At 42.6% G+C, this 21551-nt stretch carries 13 protein-coding genes; 1 reads left to right on the top strand and 12 read right to left on the bottom strand.

Annotation, left to right across the window (positions count from 1 at the left end):
* Positions 1 to 1001: 1001 nt before the first annotated feature.
* The 12 genes from HMPREF1534_RS17955 to HMPREF1534_RS18010 form a co-directional block, all read right to left on the bottom strand.
* Positions 1002 to 2483: an MBOAT family O-acyltransferase gene (locus HMPREF1534_RS17955; RefSeq protein WP_005935796.1), complete on the bottom strand. Its 1482-nt coding sequence runs from the start codon at positions 2481 to 2483 to the stop codon at positions 1002 to 1004.
* On the bottom strand, positions 2461 to 3426 hold the full coding sequence (locus HMPREF1534_RS17960; RefSeq protein WP_005935793.1) for a GDSL-type esterase/lipase family protein: 966 nt from the start codon (positions 3424 to 3426) through the stop codon (positions 2461 to 2463). Before HMPREF1534_RS17960 ends, HMPREF1534_RS17955 begins: the two co-directional genes overlap by 23 nt.
* Positions 3413 to 4780: an SGNH/GDSL hydrolase family protein gene (locus HMPREF1534_RS17965; RefSeq protein ID WP_005935789.1), complete on the bottom strand. Its 1368-nt coding sequence runs from the start codon at positions 4778 to 4780 to the stop codon at positions 3413 to 3415. Before HMPREF1534_RS17965 ends, HMPREF1534_RS17960 begins: the two co-directional genes overlap by 14 nt.
* Before the next feature lie 465 nt (positions 4781 to 5245).
* Positions 5246 to 5539 carry a PG0541 family transporter-associated protein gene (locus HMPREF1534_RS17970; protein ID WP_005935788.1) on the bottom strand — a complete coding sequence of 98 codons (294 nt, stop codon included), beginning with the start codon at positions 5537 to 5539 and terminating at the stop codon, positions 5246 to 5248.
* Positions 5540 to 5556: 17 nt separating this feature from the next.
* Positions 5557 to 8727 (bottom strand): efflux RND transporter permease subunit, encoded by a 3171-nt coding sequence (locus tag HMPREF1534_RS17975; RefSeq protein ID WP_005935785.1) that lies wholly within the window; start codon positions 8725 to 8727, stop codon positions 5557 to 5559.
* A 17-nt stretch (positions 8728 to 8744) separates the two neighbouring features.
* Complete coding sequence (locus HMPREF1534_RS17980) at positions 8745 to 9776, bottom strand: efflux RND transporter periplasmic adaptor subunit (protein WP_005935782.1); 1032 nt, start codon at positions 9774 to 9776, stop codon at positions 8745 to 8747.
* A 26-nt stretch (positions 9777 to 9802) separates the two neighbouring features.
* The gene (locus HMPREF1534_RS17985) at positions 9803 to 11125 is read right to left on the bottom strand and encodes a TolC family protein (protein ID WP_005935778.1); all 1323 of its coding nucleotides are present in this window, start codon (positions 11123 to 11125) and stop codon (positions 9803 to 9805) included.
* A 38-nt stretch (positions 11126 to 11163) separates the two neighbouring features.
* On the bottom strand, positions 11164 to 11817 hold the full coding sequence (locus HMPREF1534_RS17990) for a TetR/AcrR family transcriptional regulator (protein ID WP_025066916.1): 654 nt from the start codon (positions 11815 to 11817) through the stop codon (positions 11164 to 11166).
* A 28-nt stretch (positions 11818 to 11845) separates the two neighbouring features.
* Positions 11846 to 12613, bottom strand: coding sequence for an acyl-ACP--UDP-N-acetylglucosamine O-acyltransferase (lpxA, locus tag HMPREF1534_RS17995; RefSeq protein ID WP_005935773.1), 768 nt, complete (start codon positions 12611 to 12613; stop codon positions 11846 to 11848).
* Positions 12614 to 12636: 23 nt separating this feature from the next.
* Positions 12637 to 14022, bottom strand: coding sequence for a TolC family protein (locus tag HMPREF1534_RS18000; protein WP_005935770.1), 1386 nt, complete (start codon positions 14020 to 14022; stop codon positions 12637 to 12639).
* A gap of 11 nt (positions 14023 to 14033) precedes the next feature.
* Positions 14034 to 17252 carry an efflux RND transporter permease subunit gene (locus HMPREF1534_RS18005; RefSeq protein ID WP_005935767.1) on the bottom strand — a complete coding sequence of 1073 codons (3219 nt, stop codon included), beginning with the start codon at positions 17250 to 17252 and terminating at the stop codon, positions 14034 to 14036.
* Positions 17253 to 17304: 52 nt separating this feature from the next.
* On the bottom strand, positions 17305 to 18516 hold the full coding sequence (locus tag HMPREF1534_RS18010) for an efflux RND transporter periplasmic adaptor subunit (RefSeq protein ID WP_005935764.1): 1212 nt from the start codon (positions 18514 to 18516) through the stop codon (positions 17305 to 17307).
* Between the two features lie 399 nt (positions 18517 to 18915).
* Here HMPREF1534_RS18010 and HMPREF1534_RS18015 point away from each other — a divergent pair, with 399 nt between their 5' ends.
* Entirely contained in the window at positions 18916 to 21207 is a 2292-nt protein-coding gene (locus tag HMPREF1534_RS18015) for an NADP-dependent malic enzyme (protein ID WP_005935761.1), read from the top strand.
* Positions 21208 to 21551 lie beyond the last annotated feature (344 nt).

The raw sequence follows: 21551 nt of genomic DNA, 5'->3' as shown, positions 1-21551 counted from the left end.
CGTTTATTCCCGTATAAAAGAAGTTTACAATCCATAGAACCTTCATCCTTCACGCTACTTGGCTGGTTCAGACTCTCGTCCATTGACCAATATTCCTCACTGCTGCCTCCCGTAGGAGTTTGGACCGTGTCTCAGTTCCAATGTGGGGGACCTTCCTCTCAGAACCCCTATCCATCGAAGACTAGGTGGGCCGTTACCCCGCCTACTATCTAATGGAACGCATCCCCATCTTACACCGGTAAACCTTTAATCATGCGAAAATGCTTACTCATGATAACATCTTGTATTAATCTCCCTTTCAGAAGGCTGTCCAAGAGTGTAAGGCAGGTTGGATACGCGTTACTCACCCGTGCGCCGGTCGCCATCGGCCTTAGCAAGCTAAGACCATGCTGCCCCTCGACTTGCATGTGTTAAGCCTGTAGCTAGCGTTCATCCTGAGCCAGGATCAAACTCTTCATTGTAAAAATATTATTTTTCAACACGTAAGTTGATAATCTGCTCAAGAACCAAATCTATCAATAATCTATAATTGACGGTTTCTGTTTTCATACACATTATATATTATATAACATGCAGACTTGTACTACTTGTTTGTTTATCTATAATCGTTTCAAAGAACTCTTCTTTATGTGCTTTCCTCATTTTATTCGGAAAGGTTTTGCAAAGATAAAGCGTTTATTTTAATCTGCCAAATTTTTATCGAACTTTTTCAAAACTTTTTTGTTTCTTCATCAGTAACCGATAATTATAAATCTGTCAATTAAAAACCAGCTCTCTTGCTTAGCGGATGCAAAAGTAGAACATTTTAGAATCCAATCCAAATATATCAAACACTTTTTTATTAATTTCTGAACCGACTTATGCTAACTAACTGATTTATAAACCTGTTGTAGAACATAAATAACAAAACATAAACAATAGGAAAACAAAGCATACACATTATTATATATATTAATGCAAATTGCGGTTCAAAGATATCTTCATATAACATTTATTTCTTCTCAGAACTGGAAGTAAATAAACGGTTGTATATCGCTACTCTTTATCTGAATAACCAAATAAATTAATGCCACCAGCAATAATGCCTTTCCCAATAAAGGCAGTCGCACCACTCCACGACAACAAGCGTCTTGCCAGTCATCAGGAGCAAAATGTAACAAATAACCTATTCCCATCAACACAAATACTTTCCAATATCCTTCAATAAGCTGCCCAAGCACTTCGGGATGAAAAGCTGTAAACACTTGCCTTATCATCGTGACTGATGCTTCAAAAGTACTGTTACGGAAGAATATCCAACAGAAACAAACAAAATGAAATGTAAGCATCACTGCAAAGACCTTTCGAATGCCATAGCTCACAGCTGTTTTAGGTTTGCCCAAAAGGTTACGCCAAAACTTGTGTGCAGCTAATGCCACTCCATGAAAGCCTCCCCAAATAACAAAATTCCAAGACGCACCATGCCACAGCCCCCCCAGTAACATTGTAAGAAACAAATTAATATAAGTGCGTATTTTTCCTTTGCGGTTACCGCCCAATGAAATATACAAATAATCACGCAACCAAGTAGATAAAGAGATATGCCAACGATGCCAAAAATCAGTAATACTATCTGCTTTATAAGGAGAATTGAAGTTCATCGGAAAACGAAAACCGAGTAATAAGGCAATACCGATTGCCATATCGCTATAACCTGAAAAATCGCAATAAATTTGCAAAGCGTAACCATAAATACCAAACAAATTCTCTACTCCTGAATACAAAGCAGGATTATCGAAAATACGCTCAACAAAATTCACACTAATATAATCAGAAATAACTGCTTTTTTAAACAAACCACTAACAACAAAGAATACCCCCGTACCAAACATCTCTCGCGAAACCATCAACGGCTCACGAATCTGAGGGATAAAATCACGTGCACGAACAATAGGACCTGCCACCAATTGGGGAAAGAAAGATACATAAAACACATAATCCAACAAACGTTCCAACGGCTGCAACTGTCGGCGATATACATCAATAGTATAACTCAATGACTGGAAAGTGAAGAATGAAATGCCTACCGGCAAAAAAATATCCAATGGTTCAAAGTTGCCATTCCACAATGGGGTCAGCATCTCATAAAAAAAATTAGTATATTTAAAATAGCAAAGCAGTCCCAAATTGACAAACAAACTCAACAACAGAAGGCCTTTCCTACCCCATTTACTTTCCGTCACAGCCATACGTCCTGCCAGGAAAAAGTCTGTAACCGTCACCACCCCTAATAAAAAGAAATAAAAGCCACTGCTCTTATAATAAAAATAATAGGAAAATAGAGAAACAAACAAAATACGCGCCGTGTCCTTCTTCTGCAATAACACATATATCAGGCTAAAGCCCAAAAACAGAAACAAAAACAATCCGCTACTAAATATCATCGGTTGTTTGGCATTATAAGTCAATACCTCTGCCAATTTATTCCAATCCAGTTGCCACATACTCGTTATACGCTTTAATTAATGCTTGATGTAATAAGTTACCTTGCAGCCGATACCCTTCGGGAGTAAAATGAATCCCATCTGCCCTCAACAGATGATTACGCGTCCAATTTTTGCAAGCATCGGTCTTCCCTCCCACCACAGTATACATATCCCACACAGCCATCCCATGTTTGCGCGCATATTCCCGGATGATGCGCGATACGGTCACTGTTCTCGGATTAATAACTCTGGAACGGCGACGCCCTACATACGCTCCCGGAGGAGTCGTCAAAAGAAACACGGTTTCGGGGCAAGCCTTTTTCAACATTGAAAGCAGACGGTCTATCTGCATTTCGTGTACCGGAGCCAAATAGCGACGGCTATGCGCTTCATTTGTTCCAAATGAAAGAATAATCAAATCAGGCCGGAGAGCAGCTATTTCTTTTATCTTATTTTCTGTAGTAAAGGTAACACAAGTAGCTCCGTTCACCCCCATTATATGATAAACAAGTCCGGGCTCGCCCGTCTCATGCGCCAATCCACCCGTACGGTAGGTTATACTATCAGGATAAACAGCCTCAGCACCGAAATCACTTTCCAAGCAACGACGGGTAACCAAAGGATATACATGCCCTCTCACATGAGAGTCACCAATATGAACGACACGTACCGGCCCGTTCATCTCATTCAGTTTTCGAAAAAAAGGAACCATCGAACGTGTACTGTCTTCTATCACATTATCTGCTGTATGTTTGAAACTTTCCGGCAAAGAATCGTGAAAAACAATAAGCCGTCCGAATGAATGCATTTCTTTAGTCTGCCCCGGCAAATTCAATGGTTCCAATACGCGGGCTATCGGAGGAAGTGGGTCTTGAGCATAAAGCCTTTCCAAAGACGAGCAAAGCAGAAATACCACCGTCACTGCCACAACAAAGCATCCGTTCGTTTTATTCCGCTTCATAAGCCTTCCGCTTTTCGTATTGTTCCTTACCATACATCAACGTTTCAAACAAAATGCCTGACAGATGTTTTCCTCCTTTAAAATTAATATGCGTGTAGTCAAGATTTGCCATCTTCCGGTCTATCATATCAAGAATACTTCCTTCACCGCCCATAGCTTCATACATATTCCAAAATGCAATCCGGCTATCGGCTGCAATAGACTGCTGATAACGAATCAAGTTCTTCACACCCGGCATGGTGCGCAATTCACCATTTCGTCTGTCATCCTTAAATTCTCGGTCGCCTACACTCACCAGCAGGATAGCAGCTTCGGGAAAAGCCTCCTTGAGATGAGCAATCACCGTAAGCATACCTTTTTTATAACTCTCGTAATTCACACCGCGTTCGGTTGCTACGTTCAGTCCGTACTGAAGAACAATCAAGTCATAAGGACGCACCCGTTGAAAAGCCTTCAATGTCTTCAAGGGGATACTTCGCAAATGCAAGCCACTGCTTCCGCGCACACTGAAATTATCGACAGCCACCCCTTGCTTGCCATCCATTGCTGCCCCAAAGAAAGTGACAGAATCGGATTGTTCCACACTCCATTTCACTTGTCCGATTCGCCCCTCCACAGAGAGCATCTGCAATCGGTCGTTCCCCGGCTCTTCATGCAGCACATCTGCTCCCCCGTTTATTTGAGAACGAATACCGGCAAATCCCTTGTTCAGGTAATAGAGAGTAGACACCTCACATGTATCCAAATGAGAAGCATACTTGGACTGCCCTTTCAGTTGCACGTATGCTCCCTCACGAGCAAAAAAGTAATGCCCGGAAATATCTTGCAGACTTCTGTCAAAACCTACAGAATCATTGCTCGAATGACTGTTCCAACCACCAAAAGAGTGACGAACAGTGGGGCGATAGCCACTAATAGAGCTAGTTATGGGCACATAACCTACTCCACACCCTCCAAATTCACTCTGAAACCTTTCGCGCAAATCAGCCGTGAAGATATCTGCTTCGATAAAAGAATCACCGAAATAGGCAATACGAACAGGACGTTTCATTGTCCTGATGGAAGAAAGTGCTTCATAAAAATGCTTCATTCCCCTCATAGTAGAATCCGAATAGTCTTCTATGCAGGTCATTCCCGTTTTGCAAGTATCTACAAAAATCGGCTTTACGGGAGGAGGAAGAACAATGGTATCAGAATCCGCCACTTCCTCCACATCCGGACGGATATCGGCCAGCAGGTCAACTTTGCGAAGCTGTTCACCATCCAGTTTCATCGACGGAAGAAAATACAGCCCCAATAAAGCTCCCACCGTCAGTAATGTGAGAAAGAATGTGGCTGATATATAATTTTTCATATTATGTTATTTGTGAATCAGACGCAAAAGTAATATTTTTTTAGACGAGAGCCTTTATGAAAAAGAAAAAAAAGATTGCTCAGCCCAATAATGCTTGTGCTTATAGCGCAAATACATAGTTTGCCGGAAAGCAGATTGTGATTGCTTAACCACGGGGGTGGTTAAACCTCTCCACCCGGGTGGTTAGACTTAGTCACGGGGGTGGTTAACAGATATTTTGCTTTCATGAATAAAAGAAGATACAGAAACATTGCATACCGGCAGAGTACGCATAAGTGGATGCAACTTATTGTTATAACATGAAGAACGGAAGCGTTTGGGAATTCTTTTTGTTTAGAATACCACATATAGAAGATAGAGAGGAGCATAGGAAAAACAAAGTGACGGCAGGAGAACAGAAAAAGGAAGTGTGTCAAAAGTAATATGATAGCAAAGATTACTTTTGACACCTCCCTCTATGGATATTTAAATCGTCTTTTCTACGTTCCACACAAAAGCACGAAGTCCCAATTGTTCGGTCTCCTTATCCATTTTGTGCAGAGCATCAAGTAAAGAATCTACTTTCGCATCATCCACAACAGTAATAATAGCCGAACACATACTCGGCCATGCATGACTGCCGTAATGAGGCTCGCCCTTGACACTTCCACGTCCCTGTACTTGCTGCCAATAGCTGAACCCACGACAGTTTTGACGGTCGAGCAATGCCAAAATACGTTCATAAAAGGCTTGGTCGAATGTGATGAATACTGATTTCATATTTTCAAATTTATGATTTATATATTTTTTCCTTTAGTCATCTCTTCTTTGTGTGACTGATAGTAATCGTTCAGCTCACGATTTGACTTCATCTTCTTACGGGCACGCTTAATGCCTGTACCGGCAAATGAACAATACAGCACAGGAACTAAAATCAATGTCAACACCGTTGATACAGTCAGACCACCTATTACGGAAACGCCCAACGGACGCCACATCTCAGAACCTTCTCCACCTCCGATAGCCATTGGCACCATACCCAAAATAGTGGTCAATGTAGTCATCAGCACAGGACGCAGACGACTCCGACCGGCTGTCACCACCGAATGGATAACCGCCATACCACGTTCACGGCACAGAGTAATGTAGTCTATCAATACGATACCGTTCTTTACTACGATACCAATCAACATAATACCACCCAACAAACTCATAACATTCAGTGTCGTTCCCGTTCCGAAGAGTGCCATCAACACACCACTGAATGCAAATGGGATAGAGAACATGATAATAAACGGATAGGTCAGTGATTCAAACTGTGCCGCCATCACAATAAATACCAAGATAATAATCAGTACTGCCAACGTACCCAAATCACCGAACGAATCCTGTTGGTCTTCATACGAACCTGCTATCTGAATGCTAATTCCACCGGGCAAGTCCATCTTGTCAATAATGGCATTACCTTCTGCCACCACGCTTCCCAAAGGAGCCCCCGATATTACCGCAGACACAGTAACAATACGTTCGCGGTCTTTACGTTCAATGGTAGGAGGAGCCGAACGTTCGACTACTTTTCCCACATCTTTTACACGAACAGCTTTCCCGGCATTATTATAAATAAGGATATTCTCCAAATCTTCAATACTGGTACGGAATTCGGGCGCATAACGCACTTTAATATCATATTCGTCGCCATCCTCACGATAATAGGATGACAAAGCACCATTCACGCGATTACGCAAATACATGGCAGCCGTAGAAAGATTCAGTCCTTGTAAAGCCAGCTTCTCACGGTCAAAATCCACTTGATATTCCGGCTGATAATCCTGACGGCTGATGTTCACCTCTGATACGCCTTTTACATTCAGCAAAGCCGCTTTCAAGTCAGCAGCAGCCTTATCGGTCGCCGTGAAGTCGTAGCCATAAATTTCAAAATCGGCTGTAGACTGCCCACCCATACCTCCACTGCTTCCGCCCAAAATCACCTGAGCTTTATCCAATTCGGGATATGCTTTCAAATCCTCACGCATACCGTCACAAACTTCCGCCAGTGTCATCTCACGGTCAGCAGGGTTATACAGATTAATATTAAACGAAATAATATGACTACCGTTATCCTGAATGGAAGCCCAAGTATTATCAGCATCTGCCTGTCCCACCGTGTAGTTGCAGACACGCATCACTCCATCGTACTTTTTCAACCAGTTCTCGGTTAACTCTTGAGCCAACGCCTGTGCACGCTCCACCCGTGCACCGATAGGCAACTGAAGCTGCACGGAAATACGGCTGTTATCCTGTGACGGGAAAAACTCCGTACCTATACCTTTTGCACAAATCAAACTGAGCACAAAGAATCCCAAACATCCTGAAATCACCGTCTTACGATGACGAACTGCCCAGTCCAAACGGTTCTGATACCAAGTATCCAACCCGTCCAACGAACGCTCAATCGGTTTATAGAAAGTAATAAACCACTTACTTTGCTTTTTCTGCAAACGAAGCATCTGTGCACACATCATCGGAGTGAACGATAAAGCCGAAATGGTAGAAATGGTCATAATCACACACATCATCCAACCTAACTGACGGAACAAGACTCCCGACATACCACTTACCATGGTCAACGGGAAGAACACGGCAATCATAGTCAACGTAGATGCAATAACAGAAATAGCCACCTCATTCGTACCATGAATAGCAGCCTGCTTAGGCTCGGAACCACGTTCGATATGAGTAGTCACATTCTCCAAAACCACAATAGCATCGTCCACCACATTACCAATAGCAATAGACAGACAGGAAAGTGAAATAATATTCAAAGACCCACCCTCTGTTATCGCCAGATAAATGAAAGAGGCAATCAATGACATCGGAATGGTAATACAAATAATTACCGTGGCGCGCCAACGCCCCAAGAAAATAAACACAACCAACACCACAAAGAGTATGGCATACATAATGGTTTCCGACAAACTGTCGATGGTATTCAAAATATTATCAGATGTATTGACAATTACCCCCAATTTCACGTCACTGGGAAGTGACTTTTGCAGCTTAGGCAGCTGTTCCATCACCTTTTTGGAAATATTTACCGAATTGGCTCCCGACTGTTTCTGAACAACAATCATGGCACCCTGCACACCATTATTATACGTTTCCTGCGCACGCTCTTCCACCGAGTCTACAATCTTTGCCACATCACGCAAATAGACAGATGCACCGTTGTGTGTACCCACTACAATATCTGCCATCTCGCGAGGATCTTTAAATTCTCCCTCCACACGCAATGAATAGGTATTACTACCCACATCAAACGTACCTCCCGGAGTATTTTTATTTTCGGCACCGATAATAGAACTGATTGTTTCAATAGTCAGATTATAAGCATCCAGTTTATTCGGGTCACAATAGACATTCACCTCTCTCTTGGGTGCACCGGCAATAGATACAGTACCCACACCTGGAACACGTGCCAAAGGATTCACCACATTATCATCCAAAATCTTATAAAGTGCAGGCTGGCTTTCTTCCGCCTGAACGGAAAGCAACAGGATAGGAATCATGTCCGTACTGAACTTGAAGATAATAGGTGTGTTCACTTCATCGGGAAGCTGTGAACTCACCATGTCCAACTTATCGCGAACATCATTGGTAAGCACATCGATGTCGTAGCCATATTCAAATTCCAATGTAATCACAGAGATATTTTCGGAAGACTTTGACGTGATATGTTTCAGATTACTCACCGAGTTCAGCGTATTTTCCAACGGGCGAGTCACATTATTTTCTATATCGGAAGCACTGGCACCCTGATAAGACGTCATTACCATAATGGTATTGGTATCAATATCCGGGTACAAGTCTACCGGAAGTTTCGACAGTGAGAAAAGACCAAAGATTGCTACCGCAAGGAAGCAAAGTGAGGTCATAATCGGTTTCTTGACTGCTCCTTCGTATAAACTCATATAATTATACTCTTAAATTATTTACTTACTTCAACTTCCACTCCATCGGCAAGGCGGGTCTGACCTGCAATGACTACCTGCGAGTTATCATCTACTCCCGAAAGCAATTCATATTCGGCACCCATACGTCGTCCAAGCTCTACCTTATTATAAGACACCTTACCTTCTTTGTATACATATACATAACGGTCACCCGAACCGGCACGTTTCACGATAGCCCGGTCAGGAACCACGACATGATTCATCGTACCGAAACTAAGTGTCACACGTCCAAACATTCCCGGACGTACCCGCTTGTTGGTATTGGTCAATTTCACTTCAACCGGAAAAGTATGGGTCGTCGCATCGATGGTAGGATACACCAAACTTATTTTTCCTTCGAATACTTCATCACCATAAACATCAAATTTTACACTTACATCCATTCCCTTTTTTACTCTTGGAAAATATGGCTCGGATACATTGATAAGAAGTTTGACCGGAGTTATCTGCTCAACCACCAATACAGGAGTAGCAACAGAAGAATATAAATCACCATTATCAAAATTACGCGCAGTCACTACACCATTCAGAGGACTCAGCAACTGAGTATTTTCGAGCAAATTATTATAAGAAGTACGACGCACATCCAATGTAGTCTTAGCGGCATCCCATTCCGACTTGGAAGCACCTCCCACTTTATACAATTCATCCACACGCTTAAACTCCGTTTCCTCATTTTCCAATTGCAGTTTCAACTGCTTCAAGCTAGCAGCATCCATCTGCACCAACTTTTGACCTTTGGAAACATAATCTCCTACTTCGACAAATATCTTATCTATACGTCCCGGAGAAGTCGGAGCTATATTATTTTTCGCTTCAGCTTCCACTGTTGCAGTATATTCTTCTATTTGTTCAACCTCTCGTGAAGTCACTGATGCCAATTTCACCACCGGTTTATTCAGCTGCGCAGCCTCTTCCTGTGTTCCTTCTTTCTTCTCTTCTCCGCCTGAACAAGCGCTCAGTAAAGCCACCACCAGCAAAGCTGCTATTTGAAAAGTTTTTCTCATACTGTTATCTTTATGTTATGTTGTTATTATTCCATTACCACTTCTTCACCCATCACCAAATCAAGATCAGCCTTTGCCACCAAGTAGTCATAAATGGACTGATTATATGTAAGTTTTGCCTCTGTCAAAGCTACCTCCGAACTATTTAATTCCAAGATAGTCCCTTTGCCCACTTCATATCTTTTTTCAGCAATAGTCCGTCCTTTTTCTGCCTGAAACACAGCTTCTTTATTACTAACAACTTGTTCAGAACTTGCTGCCATATTATCCAGATAGCTGGTAGCCTGCATGGTAAGTTGACGTTCTGTATTAATACGATTCTCTTCAAGCTGTTTCATCTGAATACGGGTTTGTTTCAACTTGGTAAAGTTACTTCCCTTAAATAAAGGAATAGTCAGATTCAAACCGAGAGTTGAATAAGGGCGCCAGTCATACTCCTTGAATTTAAAGTTATCATTCATAGAAGTGTACATGTACTGAAAGTTGGCAGACAGTGTAGGCATAAAATTGGTATATTGCAGTTTCAGATTTTGTTTCAGTTGCAATGCATTCAGTTCCAATTGTTTCAAAGTGCTGTTGTTTATCAGATTATTGGGTCGTGGCATTGCCTGGCGAGTAAACATAGACATTTCATAATCTTTCAGATTACCATCCACTGCTACATTTACTTCTGCTTCCATTCCCATCAAAACTTTCAGTTGCAGAGTAGCCAGATTTACACCGTTACGGGCAGACACAACCGTCGGTTTCAGACTGCGCATCTGCACTTCTGCACTGATTTTATCGTACTCGCTGACAGAGCCCTGCTCATACTTGGCTTTCACCACATTATAGTTGTCTTCGCTCTGCTTATAACTTTTCAGCAGCACCTCATAACTATCCTGTGCCAAAAGCAACTGATAAAAAGCTTTTGTTACTTGGTTTACCATATCGAGACGCGAAGACCGCGCTTTTTCCACAGCCAAATCCACATCTGTCTTTGTCAAACTGATACTCTTATAAAGTGCAGGTGCAAAGACAGGAAGACTCACAGACAGCCCCCCGCTATACGTGTTGTCTGTTCCCACTTCAATCACCTTCCCCTCCATAGCGAAAGACTGCTTCTTGATGGCTCGTGAATAACTACCCACTAAATTGGCTTCGGGAAACAGACCTGAATAGGCTTCCCGACGGGCTTCCTTCTTTAATTTGATTTCTTGACCAGCTACTTTAATAGTCGGATTCTCGCTCAACGCTATCCTGACCGCTTCCTGTAAAGTAACTTTTAACGTATCTTGTGCTTGTGCACTGTGTGCTGCTGCCACTGCCAGCAACAACAAGGCTAACTTAGGCTTTAAAAAAAACTTCATTTACTGTTTACTCTTTATTATTAGGTAACTAACTAGTTCTATCCATTCTTGTTATACTCCTCTCCTTTCTGGTTATGAAGGAAATTATCTACAATCTTCAATCCCTTTTCCGTAGAAATGCCCCGCATATGCATAAATACAACTGTCTCGTATATTTCAGCCAGCGAATAGGATTTACATATTTCAGAGCGAAGCAATATATCCATCTGCTCACCTACCATAACGCGAACAATAGCATAATTCACATCTTTGCGAAATATTCCTTGATTGACCCCCTTTTGATAAAACTCCATTGCGGCATCCAGGTTTTCTTTACGGCTTTCGGCAATATAAGCCACAACTCTAGGATACTTTTCCATATCCTCAAAGAACTTCCGATTTGTATTCTGGAAATCCTGTACGCTCTTCTGATAAAAACGAAGAATAACTTCCAAGACATTCTCTGCCTTGGAAGCTATTTCTTCCATTGATTTCTTCATCTCCTCCCGATGCAATCTCATCACATCAAGCAATAAGTCTTCTTTGTCATGAAATAACTCGTACAGCGTTCTTTTCGATATTGACAAATCGGCAGCAATATCATCCATTCTGACTGTCTTTACCCCTTTCCGGGTAAATGCTTTTGCAGCCGCTTGAACAACATGCTCTCTTACTATCGTTTTATCTGCTTTTTTCTTCTTAACACTGTTCATCATAAATAGAGAGGAGACAAAGATACACTTATTTTATAATACCCAACTTCGAATTTCGAACAAATTCCACCAAATGCACTATTTCAGGGCTGGAAGGCACTTGTTCTTCAATACGGCGCAATGCATCCTCAACAGAGGTATTCGCCTTATACAAAATGCGAAAAGCATGGGCTATGTGCTTAAGCACCGTTTCCGAAAATCCTTCGTGCTGCAATACCATTGTATTGATACTATAAAATGAAGTCGGCTCGTGAGCTGCCACACAATAAGGAGGAATATCTTTAGTAAAACGGCATCCGCCCTGCACAGCTGCATAAGTGCCCAAACGAGTGTGTCCCTGCATCAACACATTGGAAGTCAAAATAGCATAATCTTCGATGACACAACATCCCGATACCTGCGAACCATTACCAATAATGCAACCATTACCAATAATCACATCATGCGAGATACGCGCTCCCTGCATGATAAAATTATTGTTTCCGACCACTGTTTCATCGCCGCCAAAAGTGGCACGAATAATCACAGCGTTCTCACGAATCGTGTTATTATCACCTATACGGGCAATAGTTTCATCACCTTTATAGTTAAAATCTTGCGGAGCTGCTGCTATTACAGCTCCGTTATAAATCGTATTTCCGTTACCAATGCGTGCACCACTCATTAAACTGGCGTTAGGCATGATGACATTATTATCTCCTATTTCCACATTCTTATCAATGTAGACAAAAGGGTGAATTGTTACGTTTTTCCCAATCTTTGCTGACGGGTCTACATAAGCCAACGGACTAATCATATTCGTATCGTTTTTAAGGTTAATTATTCTCGTCCACCTCCTAGTGCGCTATACAAATTGATAACAGCCTGCATGCGCTGGAAAGTATCGGAAACTTCGTTCAACTGAGCACTTAGCAATGATTGCTGGGCAGTAATGATTTCCAAATAAGTGGCTTTACCCGCCTGAAACAAATCTTTGTTCATTTCTACTGCTTTCTGCATTTCCGAAACCTGTGCCTGATGTTCAGTCAGTTTCTTGTCTGCCGTGTCATAAAGGAACAAAGCATCACTTACTTCCTTACCTGCTTCCAGAATAGTTTGCTGATAGTTCATCTTGGCAATCTGTTCTTCTGCTTTCGACACTTTCAAATTGGCAACCAGTTTTCCACGCTGGAAAATAGGCTGAGTCAACGAACCAATGGCATTCCAAAGCATCACAGCCGGGTTGGAGATGACCGTTCCGTTAGAACCGTTCGTCCATCCCAATGTTCCGGTTATATTAACCCCCGGATAAAAAGCCGAACGTGCCTGATTAGTGGTATAGTAAGCACTTGCCAACGCCAGTTCAGCCGCTTTTACATCCGGACGGTTTTCAAGCAACTGTAAGGGTACACCTACTGCCAATTCTGTCGGCATTACTTGTTCTTCCAATGTTCCACGCTCTATATTTTGAGGAGCCTTGGCCAATAATACGGAAATAGAATTTTCCGTTTCGCGCACCTGACGTTTCAAGTCGGCCAGCGAAGCTTCAGTTTGATGATAAGCCCCTTTACTCTGTGCTACGGCAGATTCAGTAGTCATACCGGCTTCTTTCATAGCCTCCATGGTGCGAACTGTTTCTTTCATCAGAGCTACATTCTCTTCAGTTACACTCACCTGACGGTCAAGCATCAACAATGAATAGTAAGCATTGGCAATACCTCCAATCAACTGTGAACGTACAGCCTGCTGATAAGCTTTACTTTGCAAATAAGATGCTTTCTGCCCACGGTGTGCATTCAGTAACTTGCCAAATAAATCTACTTCCCAACTTGCAGAAGCGGGTAAAGTATAGTTCTTTACAGGAGTAGCTTTATCTACACTAGTCAACGAACCTTGCGGAGCAAGTGCCAACGAAGGCAGATAAGACAGGCGGGCAGAATTCAAAAGTGCTTTCGATTCTTTCACACGCAACACGGCAGCCTGCATATCCACATTATTTGCCAATCCTTCTTCAATTAAAGCCTGCAACTTCGGATCGCGGAAAATTTCCTTCCACGACAGGTTGCCCATATTAGTTGTATCATTAGCAGCCAACGTATCGTTAACTGCCGCCGGGTCGCGATAGATACCGCTGGCATCTATCGACTCGGGACGATCATATGATTTATAGATGTGACAACTGCTCAACAAAAGCGTTGCACAACACAGTCCTATTATCTTTTTCATTGTTTTTCTATTCATTTACGGGTGTATTGTTCTATTTCGGGTTCAACCTCTGTATCATCTACATTCTCCCATTCTATCGGTTTGAATTTTTCCTGCAACCACTGGAATACCACGAACAACACCGGCACGATGAATATCTGGAAAATCATACCAATCAACATACCACCAATGGCCGAGGCTCCCAAAGTACGGTTACCGTGCGCACCTACTCCCATAGCCAGCATCAACGGAATCAAACCGACAATCATGGCCAATGAAGTCATCAGAATCGGGCGCAAACGAGCTGCCGCTCCCAATACAGCCGCCCATGAAATACTCATACCTTGTTTACGGCGATCCAAAGCAAACTCTACAATCAAAATGGCATTCTTCGCCAACAGACCCATCAACATAATCAATGCAATCTGCATATAGATGTCATTTGACATGGTTCCCAAAATCATCTTCAGTGCCGGAATACTTCCCAAAGCTGCAAATCCGTTTACAAACAGGAAGCTACCTAACAAACCGAACGGTACTGAAAGCAATACGGACAACGGCAGAATATAACTTTCATACTGTGCACTCAACAACAAGTAAACGAATACAAAACACAAGATAAAGATAATACCTGTAGAACTGCCACTGGTAGATGCCTCTTCACGAGCCATACCTCCCAACTCATAACCGTAACCGGCAGGCAAATTCTCTTTTGCTACCTCTGCAATAGCCTGCAAAGCCTGTCCGGAAGTATAACCGCTGGCAGGAGCCACCATCACTTTGATAGACGTATAAAGGTTGAAACGACTGATAACGTCCGGTCCATACACCTTTTTGATAGAAACGAACTGGGAAATAGGAGCCATCTCATTTCCATTACGTATCTTAATACTATTCAAAGACTCCAGATTCTTGGTTGCTTCGGGTTCTGCCTGAATCATTACACGATACATCTTACCGAAACGGTTAAAGTTAGAAGCATACAAACCACCGAAATATCCCTGCATGGTAGTCAGGATATCATTAGGACTAATCCCTGCCTTCTTACAAGCGGCCGCATCAATATCCAACATATATTGAGGGAAATTCGGGTTAAAGGTAGTCTGGGCCGAATTTATTTCGGGACGTGCCTTCAACGCATCCATATAATTCAAAATCACATCATAAAAATGATTCAAGTCACCACCGGTCTTATCCTGCATATTCAACTCAATATCGCTGGATGCCGAATAACCCGGAATCATAGGAGGAGCAAAGAACAACACCTGTGCATCTTTAATGATTTTCTGCGCACGCATAAACAAAGTACCCACCACAACATCCGAATTCTGCATCATGGAACGTTCTTCCCAGTCTTTCAGTTTAATAATGATAGAACCGTATGAAGGACCCTGACCACCAATAAAGCCGAAACCGGAAATCACCGTACGAGAATCTACTGCCGGTTCGGCAGCCACCAAGCTGTCTACACGGTTTAAGATTTCCATTGCACGTTCCTGTGAAGTACCGGGAGGCAGTGTCACCGCACCCATAATGGTACCGGTATCTTCATTGGGCACCATGCCCGTCGGAGTAACCTTCATAAAGAATACCAACAGAATGATAGAAGCGGCAACCAACCCGAATGACAACCATTTCTTATGGATAAAGAACACTACATGCTTCTTGTACTTCTTCAATATAGAATCATAAGCCGCATTGAAAGCTGTATGAAAACGTTCTACACGAGTCATTTTCTTCGCTCCGTGTCCTTCATCATGCGGCTTCAGGAAGATGGCACACAATGCCGGTGACAGAGTCAGCGCATTCAAGGCCGAGAAACCGATAGCAATAGCCATGGTAATACCGAACTGGCGATAGAATGTACCGGCCGTACCTCCCATGAAACTTACCGGAATAAACACAGACATCATGACCAATGTAATAGAAACGATGGCACCGCCCAGCTCGCTCATGGCATCGATAGAAGCCTCACGGGAAGATTTATATCCCTGATCCAACTTAGCATGAACACCCTCGACGACGACTATGGCATCGTCTACTACAATCGCAATAGCAAGCACCATCGCCGAAAGTGTCAACAGGTTCACACTGAAGCCAATCAGTTTCAATACAAAGAAAGTAGCCACCAACGCCACCGGAATGGCAATGGCCGGAATCAATGTAGAGCGCATATCCTGCAAGAAGATATACACCACGATAAACACCAGAACAAACGCTTCAATCAAGGTTTTGATTACTTCATGAATAGAGGCAAACAAAAAGTCATTAGCATTTTGGGCTATATTGATGTTTAAACCTGTCGGCAATGACTCCTGTGCCTTTGCAAGCACCTCTTCCAAATTGGAGATTGTTTCGGTAGCATTGGTACCCGCCATCTGATAAACGATACAAGACACCGCCTTGTGACCGTTTACCATATTATTGAAAGTATAAGCCAAACGTCCCAATTCAATATCTGCCACATCACCCAAACGAAGCACATTTCCATCCGGCAATGCCTTGATGACAATATCTTCAAATTCAGTTGTTTGCTGCAAACGTCCTTTATAACGGATCGTGTATTGAAAAGTCTGATTACCACGTTCACCAAACTGTCCCGGAGCCGCCTCAATATTCTGTTCGGCCAAAGCTGCCGACACATCGGTAGGAATCAGTTTGTATTGCGCCATCACATCCGGTTTCAACCAGATACGCATAGAATAATCCTGTCCCAAGACATTGGCATCACCCACACCCTTCACACGCTTGATTTCAGGAATCAAGTTAATATTAGCATAGTTTTCAATAAACTCAATATTATACGAATCGGTTTCATCATACAATGAAAACACCATCAACATTGAATTTTGGCGTTTCTGAGTAGTTACACCCACCTTGGTTACTTCAGCAGGCAGCAATCCTTGTGCCATAGAAACACGATTCTGTACATTGACAGCCGCCATATCCGGATCTGTTCCCTGATTAAAGTAAACATTAATATCAGCAGCACCGTTATTAGACGCTGTAGACTGAATATACATCATATTCTCCACACCGTTTATCTGATCCTCCAACGGAGCGATAACCGAATTCAATACAGCTGTAGAATTCGCACCGGTATAAGTGGCGCGTACCTGCACCGTAGGAGGTGCAATATCCGGATATTGCGTAATCGGCAATGTAGCAAGTCCGATTACACCCAAAATAACTATCAAGACAGAGATTACTGTTGATAGTACCGGACGGTTAATAAATCTATCTAGTTTCATTCTCTATATACCTTATTTATATAAGTGAAATTAATCTTTTAAGTTATAGTGATTATTCAAAGGCCGTAGCAATATTACCTTCCTTTTGATCTTTCAGATGCTGTTGGTATTTAGCCTCTTTCTGTTCCGGAGTAATCGGAGTTATCGTCTGTCCGTCCTTCAGAGTCTGTACACCTTCAACTACAATTTTATCACCGGGTTTCAAGCCACCGGTAACAATATAATTCTTGCCATCATTCAAATTCGACACCTGAATTTCAGTATGTTTCAACGTATTATCCGACTGGAGTACATAAACAAATTTTTTGTCCTGAATTTCTTGTGTGGCCGACTGAGGAATCAGAATAATATCTTCCATAGTATAAGGGAAAATTACATTAGCCATACCGCCACTGCGCAACACAGACTGCTTATTGGGGAAAATAGCACGCATACTTACAGAACCGGTAGACTGATCAATAACACCACTGACAGCATCAATTCTACCCTCTTCCGCATATACTGTTCCATCAGCCAATTCCAATTTCACGGCCGGCATTTTTTCCAACTGGTCTTTCAATGTACCGCCTGCCTTAGTCATGGCAAGCAATTGTTTTTCAGTCATCGAAAAATAGACATACATATCACCGATTTCGCTTACAGTAGTAAGAGGCTGAGCCACCGATGGACTTACCAAACTTCCTACACGATAAGGGAATGTTCCGACTACACCATTAGAAGGACTTGTCACAGTACAAAAATCCAAATTCTGTGTGGCACTTGTCAATTGCGCCTGTGCCTGTGCCAAACTAGCTTTAGCAGAGAGCAACTGATCTACTGCACTTTGATATTCAAAATCACTGATGATATTCTTATCATGCAGATTTTTCTTTTGTTGTTCATTCAATGTCAAGGTATTAACATTCGACTTAGCCATCTCCACAGCCGCACTTGCCTGGCGTTTGGCAGCCGCATACTGTGTAGGGTCTATTTGAAACAAAGCCTCGCCTTTGCGAACTGTAGCACCCTCATCTACACACAGTTTCACAATAAAGCCCGACACCTGCGGACGTACCTCGATATCCTGAATACCTTTGATAGTGGCCGGATATGAAGTGGATTGCTGGCTGGCCGTAGAGTGTACCGCCATTACGGTAAATTCGTCATCACCCAATTTCATACCACTCTGACCGCCTCCGCAACTGCTTAACACGGTCATTGCCGCCATAATAATCGCTGTGCGGCTTAATGAAATGCATTTCATTTTGTTTACTGTCATCTTCATAACTAATATTATTGAACTTTACTTATTTAGCAAAAGAAGTTGGACTTATCAGAAAACTTTCTAGCCCAATTAAGTTTTTAATGGCGCAAAATTAGTTATTTTTTCGCCATTTATATCCTTATTCAGTGAGCTTTAACTATAAATAACTCGTAGCTAAAAAGTGTTTGGAAAGGTTTAAATAAGCAGTAGGTATAATCCGTCATACCGATACACAAAGACAGGGAAATTATCCGGAATTTTATATCTTTACTACCACAATGAAATAAGCCTGTGTCAAATATCGCATTTAAAATTTCAACAATTCGACATCATTTTACAGCACAAGAGCGTCATTTTATAATTTTATTTGTATTTTTGCCACCAATTTAAAACAATAACACTAATAAATAAGAAAATATTATGGTTAAGATTACCAAAGAGGCTGCCCTACTCTATCACTCACAAGGTAAGCCCGGAAAAATTGAAGTAGTACCCACCAAGCCGTACAGCACACAAACGGACCTGTCACTAGCTTACTCCCCCGGAGTAGCCGAACCTTGTCTGGAAATTGAAAAAGACCCGAAAACAGCATACGACTATACAGCGAAAGGCAACTTAGTAGCTGTTATCTCCAATGGTACTGCTGTCCTCGGACTAGGTGACATCGGTGCCCTCAGTGGCAAACCGGTCATGGAAGGTAAAGGACTGTTATTCAAAATTTATGCAGGCATTGATGTGTTCGACATCGAAGTCAATGAAAAGGACCCTGAAAAGTTCATTCAAGCTGTAAAAGCTATTGCTCCCACTTTCGGAGGTATCAATCTAGAGGATATTAAGGCTCCCGAATGTTTTGAAATAGAAGACCGTCTGAAAGCAGAACTAGACATTCCGGTTATGCACGATGACCAGCACGGAACAGCAATCATCTCTTCTGCCGGACTGCTGAATGCTCTCGAAGTGGCAGGTAAGAAAATAGAGAATGTAAAAATTGTAGTAAACGGTGCCGGAGCTTCCGCCACTTCTTGCACCAAACTATATGTAGCACTGGGGGCACGTAAAGAGAATATCCTGATGCTTGACAGCAAAGGCGTTATCACTAGCGACCGCCCCAACCTGACCGAAAGCAAAAAATTCTTTGCCACTGACCGCCGCGACGTGCACACACTGGAAGAAGCCATCAAGGGCGCAGACGTATTCCTTGGCTTATCCAAAGGAAACGTTCTCACACAAGACATGGTGCGCAGTATGGCCGATCATCCGATCGTATTCGCCCTTGCCAACCCTACTCCCGAAATTTCCTACGAAGATGCTATGGCATCACGCCCGGATGTCTTGATGTCTACCGGACGTTCGGATTATCCCAACCAAATTAATAATGTAATCGGTTTCCCCTACATATTCCGCGGAGCACTCGACACACAGGCAAAAGCTATCAACGAAGAAATGAAACTAGCTGCCGTCCGTGCTATTGCCAATCTGGCAAAACAACCCGTACCTGATGTGGTAAACGAAGCTTATCACGTAAATAACTTCACCTTCGGTCCCGATTATTTCATTCCGAAACCGGTAGATCCCCGCTTGATAACCGAAGTCTCAATGGCTGTTGCCAAAGCTGCTATGGATTCAGGTGTTGCCCGCAAAAACATTACAGATTGGGAAGCTTACAAAACCCGTCTGCGCGAGCTTATGGGACAGGAAAGCAAACTTACCCGCCAACTGTATGAAACAGCGCGCCGTGACCCACAACGGGTTGTCTTTGCAGAAGGCATCCATCCTACCATGCTGAAAGCTGCCGTCGAAGCCAAAGCAGAAGGCATCTGCCATCCGATTTTGTTGGGTAACGATGAACGCATCGAGAAACTGGCAAAAGAGCTTGATTTGAGTTTGGAAGGCATCGAAATAATCAATCTTCGCCATGATCGCGAAGCAGAACGCCGCGAACGCTATGCACGCATTCTTTCAGAAAAGCGTGCTCGTCAAGGGGCTAATCTTCAGGAGTCAAATGACAAAATGTTTGAGCGCAACTATTTCGGCATGATGATGGTAGAAACAGGAGAAGCCGATGCGTTTATCACCGGTTTGTACACCAAGTATTCCAATACCATCAAAGTAGCGAAAGAAGTAATTGGTATCCAGCCGGAATACAAGCACTTCGGCACCATGCATATCCTGAATTCAAAAAAAGGCACTTACTTTGTGGCCGACACACTGATTAACCGCCACCCGGACACAGATACACTGATTGATATTGCTAAATTATCAAAGAAAACTGTGGAATTCTTCAATCATACCCCGGCAATGGCCATGCTGTCTTACTCCAACTTCGGTTCGGACACGGAAGGCAGCCCTGCCAAGGTGCACGAAGCAGTGGACTATATGCAGAAGGAATACCCCGAACTCGCTATCGACGGTGAAATGCAGGTAAACTTCGCCCTGAACACGACACTTCGCGATGAGAAATATCCATTTACACGCCTGAAAGGTAAAGAAGTAAATACATTGATATTCCCCAACCTAAGCTCTGCCAATGCCACTTATCAACTGATTCAGTCTATGAGCAGCGAAACAGAAGTGCTTGGTCCAATCCAAATGGGACTGAACAAACCCATCCACTTCACCGACTGTGAAGCATCGGTACGCGATATCGTGAACATCACCGCTGTAGCAGTTATCGACGCCATCGTAGAAAAGAAGAAAAAGGCAAATAAATAATAACCTGTTTCAGAAAAGGGACAAAAGAACAAATTTTCTCAGTAGCGCAATCTGCATATACTTAATATTTGTTCTTTTGTTCTCCAACCTGATAAAATCTGTCACTAAAAACACCTGTATATTACCATGAGCCGAAAACCACTATCCCTCCCCCAAATCGTAATCCTTGCCCTTCTATGGATAACAATCTGCTATATCATCCTCACCGGAAGCGAACAAATAGACGGACCACTAATCTTATCCATTATCATTTCGGGCACTTTAGTCTTTATTCCTTTACTAAAGTTTTTAAAGAATAGGGAGAAATAATCTTTTATTCATGTTTTTGCTTACATTTTGCACAA

The sequence above is a fragment of the Phocaeicola massiliensis B84634 = Timone 84634 = DSM 17679 = JCM 13223 genome (assembly GCF_000382445.1).
Lineage (GTDB): Bacteria > Bacteroidota > Bacteroidia > Bacteroidales > Bacteroidaceae > Phocaeicola > Phocaeicola massiliensis.
Note: the sequence above shows the minus strand (reverse complement) of the source record. Positions and strands in the feature narration are given on the sequence as shown.

What these genes read in the sequence shown, in the direction of transcription:
- HMPREF1534_RS17980 (WP_005935782.1), bottom strand. Translation starts at nt 9,776, where the DNA reads ATGAGAAAAACTTTTCAAATAGCAGCTTTGCTGGTGGTGGCTTTACTG.
- lpxA (WP_005935773.1), bottom strand. Translation starts at nt 12,613, where the DNA reads ATGATTAGTCCGTTGGCTTATGTAGACCCGTCAGCAAAGATTGGGAAA.
- HMPREF1534_RS18005 (WP_005935767.1), bottom strand. Translation starts at nt 17,252, where the DNA reads ATGAAACTAGATAGATTTATTAACCGTCCGGTACTATCAACAGTAATC.
- HMPREF1534_RS17975 (WP_005935785.1), bottom strand. Translation starts at nt 8,727, where the DNA reads ATGAGTTTATACGAAGGAGCAGTCAAGAAACCGATTATGACCTCACTT.
- HMPREF1534_RS18010 (WP_005935764.1), bottom strand. Translation starts at nt 18,516, where the DNA reads ATGAAGATGACAGTAAACAAAATGAAATGCATTTCATTAAGCCGCACA.
- HMPREF1534_RS18000 (WP_005935770.1), bottom strand. Translation starts at nt 14,022, where the DNA reads ATGAAAAAGATAATAGGACTGTGTTGTGCAACGCTTTTGTTGAGCAGT.
- HMPREF1534_RS17985 (WP_005935778.1), bottom strand. Translation starts at nt 11,125, where the DNA reads ATGAAGTTTTTTTTAAAGCCTAAGTTAGCCTTGTTGTTGCTGGCAGTG.
- HMPREF1534_RS17990 (WP_025066916.1), bottom strand. Translation starts at nt 11,817, where the DNA reads ATGAACAGTGTTAAGAAGAAAAAAGCAGATAAAACGATAGTAAGAGAG.
- HMPREF1534_RS17955 (WP_005935796.1), bottom strand. Translation starts at nt 2,483, where the DNA reads ATGTGGCAACTGGATTGGAATAAATTGGCAGAGGTATTGACTTATAAT.
- HMPREF1534_RS18015 (WP_005935761.1), top strand. Translation starts at nt 18,916, where the DNA reads ATGGTTAAGATTACCAAAGAGGCTGCCCTACTCTATCACTCACAAGGT.
- HMPREF1534_RS17970 (WP_005935788.1), bottom strand. Translation starts at nt 5,539, where the DNA reads ATGAAATCAGTATTCATCACATTCGACCAAGCCTTTTATGAACGTATT.
- HMPREF1534_RS17960 (WP_005935793.1), bottom strand. Translation starts at nt 3,426, where the DNA reads ATGAAGCGGAATAAAACGAACGGATGCTTTGTTGTGGCAGTGACGGTG.
- HMPREF1534_RS17965 (WP_005935789.1), bottom strand. Translation starts at nt 4,780, where the DNA reads ATGAAAAATTATATATCAGCCACATTCTTTCTCACATTACTGACGGTG.